The sequence below is a fragment of the Citrobacter sp. genome, assembly GCF_050252275.1.
GTDB classification, from domain to species: domain Bacteria; phylum Pseudomonadota; class Gammaproteobacteria; order Enterobacterales; family Enterobacteriaceae; genus Citrobacter_A; species Citrobacter_A amalonaticus.
Genome location: NZ_JBFWLF010000137.1, coordinates 1 through 11,594 on the forward strand (window position 1 = coordinate 1; position 11,594 = coordinate 11,594).

Here is an 11,594-nt window from a genome sequence, read left to right on the forward strand (position 1 = left end):
GAAGCCAACTCGGCGATTGTGATCCTCGACAGTCGGGGTAACATTCAGCGCTTCAATCGACTGTGTGAAGAGTACACCGGCTTGAAAGAGCAGGAAGTGATTGGACAGAGCGTCTTTAAACTCTTCATGAGCCGTCGGGAAGCCGCCGCTTCGCGTCGCAACATCAGCGGCTTCTTTCGCAACGGCAATTCGTATGAAATGGAACGCTGGGTAAAGACCCGCAAGGGACAGCGTCTGTTTCTGTTTCGCAATAAATTTGTCCACAGCGGCAGCGGTAAAAACGAAATCTACCTGATCTGTTCCGGTACGGACATCACGGAAGAACGACGTGCGCAGGAAAGGTTGCGCGTGCTGGCGAATACCGACACGATTACCGGGTTGCCAAACCGCAACGCTATCCATGAACTGATCAACGAGGCCATCGAACAGGCTGGCGACAGTCAGGTGGGTATTGTTTATCTCGACCTGGATAACTTCAAGAAGGTGAACGATGCCTATGGTCATATGTTTGGCGATCAGCTTTTGCAGGCGGTATCGTTAGCCCTCCTGAGCTGTCTGGAAGAGAATCAACTGCTGGCACGTCTCGGCGGTGACGAGTTTATTGTGCTTGCCAGCCAGACGTCTCAGAGCTCGCTTGAGGCGGTCGCCTCGCGGATCCTCACCCGATTGCGCCAGCCCTTTCGTATCGGCCTCATAGAAGTCTATACCGGCTGTTCTGTCGGTATCGCGATGGCACCTCAGCACGGCGAGGACAGCAGCAACCTGATCCGCAATGCGGATACTGCAATGTACACCGCCAAAGAAGGCGGACGTGGTCAGTTCTGCGTCTTCTCGCCAGAAATGAACGAGCGGGTATTCGAATACCTGTGGCTGGACACCAACCTGCGCAAAGCGCTGGAAAACGATCAGTTACTGATTCACTATCAGCCGAAAGTGACCTGGCGAGGTGAAGTCCGCGGCCTTGAGGCGCTGGTGCGTTGGCAGTCCCCTGAACGTGGGCTTATCCCTCCGCTGGAGTTCATCTCATACGCTGAAGAGTCCGGGCTGATTGTGCCGCTCGGCCGCTGGGTGATCCTCGATGTTATACGCCAGGTCGCGAAATGGCGGGATAAAGGCATAAACCTGCGCGTGGCGGTTAACATCTCTGCCCGGCAACTGGCTGATCAAACGATTTTCACCGATCTGAAGCGCGTATTGCGCGAGCTCAATTTCGAATATTGCCCTATTGATGTCGAGCTGACGGAGCGTTGCCTGATTGAGAACGAAGAACTTGCGCTATCCGTCATTCAGCAGTTTAGCCAGCTTGGCGCTCAGGTGCACCTGGATGACTTTGGTACCGGTTATTCCTCGCTTTCGCAACTGACGCGTTTCCCAATTGATGCCATTAAGCTGGATCAGATTTTTGTCCGCGACATTCACAAAAAGTCGGTGTCACAATCGATGGTGCGCGCGATCGTCGCCGTGGCACAGGCTTTGAATCTCCAGGTGATTGCCGAAGGTGTGGAGAGCGCCAAAGAGGATGCTTTTCTGACGAAAAACGGCGTCAATGAGCGACAAGGTTTTTTATTTGCCAAACCGATGCCTGCCGTTGCGTTTGAGCGCTGGTACAAACGTTACCTCAACAAGAAAAAGCGCTAAGACAGCAATATGATCATCCGGGCGAAACGGGAAGTTTCGCTTTTCGCCCTATTCATATCTGTCTGTAATCGCGGAATATATAATATTCCCCAAAGGTTCAGGTCTGGCTGAATTTTCCCTTCTCTTTTGCCGCCATTTTTTGCATCATTAAATTCTTTCATACTTTGACCAAGGATCCCCCCATGTCTGATATCGATGCTAAACGGGTTGCCGAGCGTATTGATACCGTGCTTGATATCCTGGTGGCCGGTGATGTCCACTCCGCCATCCATAATCTCGAAATTCTGAAGGCGGAATTGTTGAGTAAGGTGCAGGATGACGCCATATCAGCGGCGAACAAGCCCCGGGCACCGTGGGAGATCTAAATTTTTCGCGCGCGGCTTGTGTCGCCTGGATGCCACACCGCCGCATGTGTTTAATCTCGCGGTATCATTACCGCTATAAAAACTAACGCTATGAACTCCCGACAACAAAAAATTTTGCAAATGGTCATTGATAAAGGCCAGATGAGCGTCTCTGAACTGGCCAAAATCACTGGCGTTTCTGAAGTTACCATTCGACAGGATCTGAATACCCTCGAGAAGCAGAGCTTTCTGCGCCGCGCGCACGGTTTCGCCGTTTCGCTGGATAGCGAAGATGTGGAAACCAGGATGATGACCAACTACACCCTGAAGCGTCAGCTTGCCGAGTTTGCGGCGTCGCTGGTCAGCCCTGGCGAGTCGGTATTCATTGAAAATGGCAGTAGCAATGCCCTGCTGGCAAGAACGCTGGCGGAACAAAAGGACGTCACCATCATCACGGTCAGCAGTTACATTGCGCACCTGCTAAAAGAGACGCCCTGCGAAGTGATCCTGCTTGGCGGTATTTATCAGAAAAAAAGCGAAAGCATGGTGGGACCGCTGACTCGCCAGTTTATTCAGCAGGTCCACTTCAGTAAGGCGTTTATCGGCATTGATGGCTGGCAGACCGAAACGGGATTCACGGGGCGCGACATGATGCGTGCTGATGTGGTCAATGCCGTGCTGGAGAAAGGTTCGGAAGCCATTGTCCTGACCGACAGTTCAAAATTCGGCGCGGTCCATCCCTACACCCTTGGCCCTATCGAGCGGTTTAGCCGTGTGATCACCGATGCCAGAATTAGCGCCAGTGACCGGGAGCTGATGGAACAGCGTGGTCTGACCGTTAATATCGTCGACGCTGAGTAAAATATCCGCAAATGATTTGCTCATCGCAGATCATTTGCGCTCTGAGACTATTCTGACTCCCGAATTAAGACTATTTACCTGTTGTTCACAGGCGAAAGTCGTAAAATTACTATTAGCGATATAACAGGAAGTGACTATCACCTGCGTGATATTACCCTGCGCACTAAGGTTTCACGGATGCCCTCTTTAATGACCGATATTTTAACTATAGTTAAAGAGAGCTTACTTCCGTGAATCGTTAATTCAGGAGAAAGTATTATGTTTGTAACGAGCAAAAAAATGACCGCCGCCGTGCTGGCGATTGCCCTGGCAATGTCCCTGAGCGCCTGTTCTAACTGGTCTAAACGTGATCGTAACACCGCTATTGGTGCGGGTGCGGGTGCATTAGGTGGCGCTGTCTTAACGGATGGTAGCACACTGGGTACGCTGGGTGGTGCCGCTGTCGGTGGTATTATCGGCCACCAGGTAGGTAAATAATCGTAAATAATCTACGGTTGCCCGGCTCGATATAATAATACGATTATTTTTTTCTGGTCTGCACTACACAGTTTATTTAGCAGTAACAATAAAAGCCACGATATTTATATCGTGGCTTTTTCGTTAACCGCCTGCCAGTTTCACTTTCAGGCCGCGAGCTTCCAGTAGTGACTTAATTAAATCGCGCTTATCGCCCTGAATTTCAATTACGCCATCTTTGACTGCCCCACCGCAGCCACATTTTTTCTTCAGTTCCGCAGCCAGTTTGCTGAGTTCGCCGTCATCCAGATCAATACCAGTAATCAGGCACACGCCTTTCCCCTTGCGCCCGCTGGTCTGGCGCTGGATACGGACAATCCCGTCGCCCTTCGGGCGTTCGGGCGCGGCTTTAGGTTCATCAATCCGCCCACTCTCCGTCGAATAAACCAGACGGCTGTTGGAATCGCTCATTACGCCTCCCGCTTCAATGACGCATTGATGGCCTTCAGCGTCTGCGCCGGATCGTCAGACTGCGTCACCGGACGGCCAATGACCATATAATCAACACCCGCCGCCAGTGCCTGCTCAGGGGTCATAATCCGCCGCTGATCGCCAGCGGCGCTGCCCTGCGGTCGGATACCCGGGGTAACCAGTTTGAAATCACGGCCAAATGCCTGCTTAAAGCGCACCGCTTCCTGAGCCGAACAGACCACGCCATCCAGACCACATTTTTGCGTCAATGCCGCCAGGCGCTCGGCGTGCTCAGCCGGTGACAGTGTCACGCCGATATCCGCCAGATCGCTGGCTTCCATACTGGTCAACACGGTGACCGCGATTAACAGCGGCGCATCTTTACCAAACGGCACCAGCGCTTCACGGGCGGCGGTCATCATTCTCGCCCCACCCGACGCATGGACATTGACCATCCAGACGCCAAGATCCGCTGCGGCAGCCACCGCATGAGCGGCGGTGTTCGGGATATCATGGAATTTCAGATCCAGAAAGATATCAAAGCCACGCTGCTGGAGATCGCGAACCAGTTGAGGTCCGAACAGCGTGAACATCTCTTTGCCAACTTTCAGACGGCAGTCGCGCGGGTCGATTCGGTCGACAAACGCCAGGGCGCTATCACGGTTATTATAATCGAGAGCAACGACGACGGGAGAATCGGTAGCAGCGCGGGGAGAAGATGAAGCAGTTAACGTCATAACCAGGCCTTCTTGCTAAGGGGGCAAATGGGTAAACGGCGTGCATTCTACCTGTCAGGCGCAAAAATTAACAGACGCGATTACACCACTGCCAGGCGATGTGGCGCTGATGCCAACGTGAGGAAGTGGACAAAACCATTAGTATGTTGTAACTAAAGCGGTTTTTTTTTTAAAAATTACAATCCATCAAGTCCGCGAATTGGCTTAATGGTTGACCAGGCACGGCAGGATGGACAGTGCCAGTACAGGGTATACGCGGTAAAACCGCATTTAGAGCAGCGGTAGCGCGGCTTGCTACGCACCTGCTCGCCCACCATATCACGCAGCACCATCAGGCTCTCTTTTGCACGGCCCTCTTCGGCTTCGTTAAGGTGATAATCCATCAGCTTATGGAATACGCGCATCGTCGGATGACGCTGGAGCTGACGGGTAATATACACCTGCGCGGTCTCCGTCCCTTCGCGCGCTTCGAGAATATCGGCCAGCATCAGTTCTGCGGCCGCGCCGGTATTTTCTTCTACCGCACGGCGCAAGAATTCTGCCCATTCATCATTTTTACCTAGCTGTTGATAGCAGGTCTGGAGCATTTCCAGCGTTTCGCTGACCAGTTCTTTATCCTGGGAAATCACCCGCTGGAGACATTCAACGGCCTTCGCGTAATCGCCCTTCGCCATCCAGACGCGGCCCATCATGATAGAAACCCTGGCGCTATTTTTATCCGCCGCGGCCCCTTTTTTCAGCAGCGCCATGGCGCGATCCATATCGTCGCTGCCCATCTGTTGCAACGCCAGTTCGCAGTAAAAATGGGCGATTTCGATACGCTGTTTATCTTTACCCAGTTTGACCAGTCGCTCGGCAACCTCAATGGCCTTCTGCCAGTCACTGGTCGCCTGATAGATCTGCAACAGTTGCTGCAACGCACCTACGCGAAATTCCGTTTCATCAGTAAGCTGATTAAACATATCCTCCGCCCGGTCATACAGCCCGGCGGCCATGTAATCACGACCTAACTGCTGAACCGCCAGCAGCCGCTGTTCATAGGTCAGCGAGGCGCTTTCCATGAGAGTCTGGTGAATACGGATGGCGCGGTCGACTTCGCCGCGAGAGCGGAACAGGTTTCCGAGGGTGAGATGAGCCTCAACGGTACCGGTATCCTCTTTCAACATATCGAGGAACAGATCCACCGCTTTATCTTGTTGGTTGCTCAGGAGGAAGTTAACCCCCGCGACGTAATCGCGGGACAGGCGGTTAGCTTCATCCTGCTTTGTTTGTTGCGCACTTCTGCGACCCATATACCAGCCATAGGCGGCAGCAACAGGTAAAAGCAGAAACAACAACTCCAGCATAAACGATTATTCCTTCGCGACCGACGTACCAGACGTCACCACAACGTCTGTCGCCGGCGAGAGTTGGTTTTCCAGTCGTTTAATTTTACGTTCAGCACGCACCAGAGAAACACGAACCCGCAGCCAGAAAAGACCGCAGATCAACCAACCAATGGCGAAACCCGCAGCGAACAAAACGGCCAACAAGGTTGAGATACGATACTCGCCCTGAGCCAACAGGTAATTAAAGGTCACCTGTTGATCGTTCTGCGCACCCAATGTTACCGAGATAACAAATATCGCCAACACCAGTAAGAAAATGAGTAAATATTTCACATTACTTCCCGTTATGTGGTTTAAGCGAATAAATCGTGTTCAACTTACCGCATTTAGCCTTTTAAATTACCATTTTCACGGCGTGTGCGAAATGGGAAAGCAGTCAGCTATTGGATGATTTAAGGGTAAACCAGTCAAAATCAACCCTGGTCAGCGGTTTTGCTCACGTTCAGCAATCTCCTGCCTTTCTTCTGGCGGCGGCGTCAAAGGCCCGCAGAACCGCTGTGCAAGCCAGGTCGCCAGCGTCACCAGCGCCCATGAAATCAGCGTCGCGACCACCAGATCGCGCGGCCAGTGCATACCGAGCAGCAAACGACTGCCCATCACGCCCGTCGCCCACACCAGTAAAATGGCAATCGTCACCGTCCGGCGTCGCGGCCACAATAAGCCGACAGCGAGCAGCGCCCAGCTTGCCGCAAACATCGTGTGACCTGACGGAAACGCAAACCCGGTCTCTTTTTGCCAGTGTTGGCGTAAAAAGTGTGGAATAGCCTGCTGGGTGGTAAGTTGCTCCTTCACCAGGTCGCTGCGATCCTTACGTTTTAAAGTGTAGAACTCATCAACCGGAATATGATGCGTTTTTTCCAGCCATATCACGAAAGGACGCGGTTCCTGTACCCGCTCTTTCACCCACGACTTGACGCCCTGACCTAGCAGGATTGCCCCCGCCAGAATAGTAAAAAGCATTACCGCCGCTTTAAGACGAAAGCGCAAACACCAGAAGAACCAGCCACAGAGAATAACATGTGTGATGATACCCCACGGCTGAGTGACCGTTTCGGTTATCCAGTACATCGCTTTTAGCCATCCGGTATCCTGCCCCGGTTGCCAGCTCCAGCCGGACACCCACACGGTAACGGGCATAATCAACAACAATCCCGCGCCAGCCGCAGTACGCTTTGCAATCGACAGCATGAACACCTCTTTAACGGATAAGTGTCACAATCATAACCGAAAAATCCCCTGTTCGGGGAAATTGACAGATTTGTGCCATTCGCAGGATGATTGCGCGGCGGCGATTAGGTGAAGTCCGTCGCCTTATGGCAAAATAAGAAGATAAGCCAACAGGCAACGGCACAACATCGCGTGCCGGCATTATCTGGAGAAACACATGCAGCTTAAACGAGTGGCAGAAGCCAAACTGCCAACCCCATGGGGCGATTTCCTGATGGTGGGATTTGAAGAACTGGCAACCGGACACGATCACGTCGCGTTAGTATATGGTGATATTTCAGGTCAGACGCCGGTTCTGGCCCGTGTCCATTCAGAATGTCTGACGGGCGATGCCTTGTTCAGCCTGCGCTGCGACTGTGGTTTTCAACTGGAAGCCGCCCTGACGCATATTGCGGAAGAAGGACGCGGTATTCTGCTTTATCATCGTCAGGAAGGACGTAACATCGGCCTGCTCAATAAAATTCGCGCCTACGCGTTGCAGGACCAGGGCTACGACACCGTAGAGGCCAATCACCAGTTAGGGTTTGCCGCGGATGAGCGCGATTTCACCCTCTGCGCGGATATGTTCAAGCTGCTGGGCGTTGACGAAGTACGTCTGCTCACCAATAACCCGAAGAAAGTTGAGATTCTCACTGAAGCAGGGATCAATATCGTGGAGCGGGTCCCGCTTATTGTGGGCCGTAATCCCAATAATGAACATTATCTGGATACCAAAGCGGCCAAGATGGGTCACTTGTTGAGTAAGTAAGCCATGCGTTAAAAAAAGCCTGCATCGTGTCATGCAGGCTTTTTTACGACTTACTTCAGCATGTTACGAATCACGTAATGTAAAATGCCATCGTTCTGGTAGTAAGTTAACTCGGTCGCGGTATCGATGCGGCAACGGCACTGCACCACCTCTTTGTTCCCGTCGGTCCGGGTTAACGTCACCGGCACCGTCGCGCCAGGTTTCAGTTGTTGCAGATCGGCAATATCGATAGTCTCTTCCCCGGTCAGCCCCAGCGTTTTGCGCGTAACACCCTGTGGGAACTCCAGAGGCAGGATCCCCATCCCAATCAGGTTGGAGCGGTGGATACGTTCGAACGACTCCGCAATGACGACACGAATTCCCAGCAATCGCGGCCCTTTCGCCGCCCAGTCACGACTGGAACCCGACCCATACTCTTTACCAGCAATCACCGCCAGCGGGATGTTCTCCTGCTGATACTGCATAGCCGCATCATAGATAGACAACACCTCGGTGCCAGGCAGATGTCGCGTCATTCCGCCTTCCACACCCGGCACCATTTCGTTGCGAATACGGATGTTAGCGAAGGTCCCGCGCATCATCACTTCGTGGTTACCGCGTCGCGAACCGTAGGAGTTGAAGTCTTTGCGCTCCACGCCGTGGTTTTGCAGATAGCGCCCTGCAGGACTGTCAGCTTTAATACTCCCGGCCGGAGAAATGTGGTCAGTGGTCACCGAATCCCCCAACATCGCCAGAATGCGCGCGCCGTGAATATCGGTCACCGGCGCTGGCTGCGCCTGCATCTCGTCAAAGAACGGCGACAGGCGAATGTAGGTCGAGTCGTTTTGCCAGCCGTACGTGTCTGAGCGGTCAACATTGATCGCTTTCCACTCAGGCGTCCCTTCGAACACTTCCGCATATTCTTTGCGGAACATTTCTGAAGAGACCAGATCGACGGCGCGGGCAATTTCCTGCGCCGACGGCCAGATATCTTTCAGATAGACCGGATCGCCTTTGCGATCGTGGCCGAGCGGATCTTTCTCCAGGTTAATGTTCATATTGCCCGCGAGCGCGTAGGCAACGACAAGCGGCGGTGACGCCAGCCAGTTGGTTTTCACCAGCGGGTGAATACGACCTTCAAAGTTACGGTTGCCTGACAGCACCGCGCCTACGGTCAGATCACCCTTCTTAATCGCGGTTTCGATAGGCTCCGGCAGCGGTCCAGAGTTACCGATACAGGTCGTACAGCCATATCCCACCAGGTTAAAGCCCAGTTCATCGAGATACGGTGTCAGTTTCGCCTTTGCCAGATAATCTGACACCACTTTCGACCCTGGCGCCAGCGACGCTTTCACCCACGGCTGACGCTTCAGTCCCAGCATAACGGCTTTTTTCGCCAGCAAACCAGCCGCCATTAGCACGCTGGGGTTAGAGGTGTTGGTACAGGAGGTAATGGCCGAGATGACCACCGCTCCGTCAGGAAGCTGATATGACTGTCCGTTTAGCACATACTCTACCGGCCGACGGTCTTTCTGCGCAGTGTTCAGTTCCAGTTCGCTGCTGGCGGCAAAGGCTTTCGGCACATCGCCGAGTGCGACGCGATCCTGCGGACGTTTCGGCCCGGCGAGGCTTGCCTCGACATCATTCATATCCAGCGCCAGGGTACTGGTGAAGATCGGTTCATCACCGGCGTTGCGCCACATACCCTGCGCCTTCGCGTATTTCTCCACCAGTTCGATTTGGTCTTCACTGCGTCCGCTCAACCGCATATAGTCCAGCGTCACACCGTCGATCGGAAAGAAACCACAGGTCGCACCATATTCCGGCGACATATTGGCGATGGTAGCCCGGTCAGCCAGCGGTAAAGAGTCCAGCCCGTCGCCATAAAATTCGACAAATTTGCCGACTACACCGTGCTTACGCAGCATCTGGGTGACGGTTAACACGAGATCCGTTGCAGTGATCCCCTCACGCAGTTTTCCGGTCAGTTTGAAACCCACCACATCCGGGATCAACATTGAGACAGGTTGCCCCAACATTGCCGCTTCAGCCTCGATACCACCCACGCCCCAGCCCAGAACACCCAGACCGTTAATCATGGTGGTGTGTGAATCTGTGCCGACCAGCGTGTCCGGATAAGCCACCCATTCACCGTCCTGCAATTCGCTCCACACCGCTTTGCCAAGATATTCCAGGTTAACCTGGTGGCAAATACCGGTTCCCGGCGGCACGACGCTAAAGCGACTGAAGGCCTGTTGGCCCCATTTCAGAAACACATAGCGCTCATGGTTACGTTCCATTTCAAGGCGCACGTTCTCTTCGAATGCATCGTCATCGCCAAAATGGTCAACGGTGACGGAGTGGTCGATCACCAGATCCACTGGCGAGAGAGGATTCACTTTCGCCGTATCGCCGCCCAGGCGTTTTACCGCTTCGCGCATTGCGGCGAGGTCCACCACCGCCGGGACGCCGGTAAAGTCCTGCATCAGTACGCGTGCTGGACGGTAGGCAATTTCGCGATCGGCATGGGCATTTTTTAGCCACCCTGCCAGCGCCTGGATATCGTCCTGGGTAACCGAATCGCCGTCCTGCCAGCGCAGCAGGTTTTCCAGTAAGACTTTCAGTGATTTGGGCAGACGGGTGAGATCGCCCAAAGATTTCGCAGCCAGCGGCAGACTGTAATAGTGGTAGGTTTTGTCTTTGGCCTGCAGTGTGTCCTTACTGGCTTCTCGTAGGGTTGACGACATAGCTCCTCCTTAATGACAGGGTTGCGATGCCCTGATTCTCCTCAGGGTGAATATTAAAGATAACACAAACAGAATGTAACGTTTTGATAACAACCCAAATTGATAAAAGAGGAAAAACCGAACGGCGAAGATACAAGTGCGGGCGAGCGCGTGTATGAGGGGGAAGAAAACCTCGCCGTAGCGAGGTTTCAGATTGCTGGCAACCTGTAGATTTGTGTTTATGCCGGGTGGCGGCTAAGGCTTACCTGTTCTACAGACTTTTCGATATCAATGTGTTGCTCAGGCCACATATGAGCCTGCTAAGCGTAGCGCCATCAGGCGGAAGGGTTGAGATTAATTCATCACGATCCAGAGCAGTTCAGCCCAAAAGAGCAGAGAGACGGAAAATGCGCCCATCCAGGACCAGTATTTCATATTTGCAGACATCATCGGCTATACCCGTTTTGTTTAATACATTGTGTTGAGACTTTCTCACCGCTTTATTGCTGCGGTGTATAGGTAAAAGCGCACCGTGATAATTTATCGGTACAAAAGAAACGGTAATAAGAATGGTGACGATTATTGTTTCTGTTGATCGTCTTCGTCGAATAACTCAATAAACTTTTGCTGTTGCTGAGTCAGCTTCCAGGATTTGGGAACAGTTTTCACGCACGCGCCTTTTTTCGTTTCTCGTACGGTGTCACCAGAGTGACATGTAGGTAACGACGTCTGTTGTGGGTCGTGAACCTCCATTTTTACCCCCAGGCATTCCAGATCAACAGTGCGATCACAACCCAAAACAGCGCTGAGCCCAGGAAAACCGCAAGCCAGGCTTTGCGTTTCATCTCAGGGTCCCGACGTGGCTCCTGGTTTTCAGACGGCATTGCTAACCTCATACAATCGGCATCACTTATCATTTAAGCACCAACAATCGGTACAATTAATCATCAGATGAGACAAATCCTAATGAAACTTTAGTCAAAAATCCAGTGAATTTACGAATCGTTTCCAGTGAATAA

Annotated in this window: 13 protein-coding genes; 5 read left to right on the top strand and 8 right to left on the bottom strand. The window is 52.7% G+C overall.

Translation table 11 applies throughout. The annotated features are described in order from the left end of the window. From pdeR to osmB, 4 genes are all read left to right on the top strand, one after another. Positions 1-1,638, top strand: a 1,638-nt coding sequence (gene pdeR, locus AB7E14_RS12945) for a cyclic di-GMP phosphodiesterase (protein ID WP_428169579.1), incomplete at its 5' end; no start/stop codon positions are given. Positions 1,639-1,820: 182 nt separating this feature from the next. Continuing rightward, positions 1,821-2,003: a hypothetical protein gene (locus AB7E14_RS12950; protein ID WP_044257733.1), complete on the top strand. Its 183-nt coding sequence runs from the start codon at positions 1,821-1,823 to the stop codon at positions 2,001-2,003. Between the two features lie 90 nt (positions 2,004-2,093). Further along, positions 2,094-2,843 (top strand): DNA-binding transcriptional regulator YciT, encoded by a 750-nt coding sequence (locus AB7E14_RS12955; RefSeq protein ID WP_058588131.1) that lies wholly within the window; start codon positions 2,094-2,096, stop codon positions 2,841-2,843. 258 nt (positions 2,844-3,101) lie between these two features. Beyond that, positions 3,102-3,320: an osmotically-inducible lipoprotein OsmB gene (gene osmB, locus AB7E14_RS12960; protein ID WP_042318738.1), complete on the top strand. Its 219-nt coding sequence runs from the start codon at positions 3,102-3,104 to the stop codon at positions 3,318-3,320. Between the two features lie 123 nt (positions 3,321-3,443). Here osmB and yciH read toward each other — a convergent pair whose 3' ends face one another. From yciH to pgpB, 5 genes are all read right to left on the bottom strand, one after another. Beyond that, positions 3,444-3,770 (bottom strand): stress response translation initiation inhibitor YciH, encoded by a 327-nt coding sequence (yciH, locus tag AB7E14_RS12965; protein ID WP_043000542.1) that lies wholly within the window; start codon positions 3,768-3,770, stop codon positions 3,444-3,446. Continuing rightward, entirely contained in the window at positions 3,770-4,507 is a 738-nt protein-coding gene (pyrF, locus tag AB7E14_RS12970) for an orotidine-5'-phosphate decarboxylase (protein WP_043000541.1), read from the bottom strand. Before pyrF ends, yciH begins: the two co-directional genes overlap by 1 nt. A gap of 176 nt (positions 4,508-4,683) precedes the next feature. Then, positions 4,684-5,853: a lipopolysaccharide assembly protein LapB gene (gene lapB, locus AB7E14_RS12975; protein WP_043000540.1), complete on the bottom strand. Its 1,170-nt coding sequence runs from the start codon at positions 5,851-5,853 to the stop codon at positions 4,684-4,686. 6 nt (positions 5,854-5,859) lie between these two features. Beyond that, positions 5,860-6,168, bottom strand: a complete 309-nt coding sequence (locus AB7E14_RS12980; protein WP_042318731.1) for a LapA family protein — start codon at positions 6,166-6,168, stop codon at positions 5,860-5,862. 150 nt (positions 6,169-6,318) lie between these two features. Next, positions 6,319-7,083, bottom strand: a complete 765-nt coding sequence (gene pgpB / locus AB7E14_RS12985; RefSeq protein WP_044257730.1) for a phosphatidylglycerophosphatase B — start codon at positions 7,081-7,083, stop codon at positions 6,319-6,321. Between the two features lie 196 nt (positions 7,084-7,279). On the opposite strand from pgpB, the gene ribA reads away from it, so the two are divergent. Beyond that, a complete protein-coding gene (gene ribA, locus AB7E14_RS12990; RefSeq protein ID WP_044257729.1) occupies positions 7,280-7,870 on the top strand; it encodes a GTP cyclohydrolase II in 591 nt (196 codons plus the stop codon). A gap of 50 nt (positions 7,871-7,920) precedes the next feature. Here the strand turns inward: ribA and acnA are convergent, their stop codons facing one another. The 3 genes from acnA to AB7E14_RS13005 all read right to left on the bottom strand — a co-directional run bounded on the left by acnA (position 7,921) and on the right by AB7E14_RS13005 (position 11,471). After that, positions 7,921-10,596 carry an aconitate hydratase AcnA gene (gene acnA, locus AB7E14_RS12995; RefSeq protein WP_316961714.1) on the bottom strand — a complete coding sequence of 892 codons (2,676 nt, stop codon included), beginning with the start codon at positions 10,594-10,596 and terminating at the stop codon, positions 7,921-7,923. 333 nt (positions 10,597-10,929) lie between these two features. Beyond that, positions 10,930-11,025, bottom strand: coding sequence for a small membrane protein YmiC (ymiC, locus tag AB7E14_RS13000; protein WP_224267580.1), 96 nt, complete (start codon positions 11,023-11,025; stop codon positions 10,930-10,932). 305 nt (positions 11,026-11,330) lie between these two features. Continuing rightward, positions 11,331-11,471: a YmiA family putative membrane protein gene (locus AB7E14_RS13005; RefSeq protein WP_212807457.1), complete on the bottom strand. Its 141-nt coding sequence runs from the start codon at positions 11,469-11,471 to the stop codon at positions 11,331-11,333. Positions 11,472-11,594 lie beyond the last annotated feature (123 nt).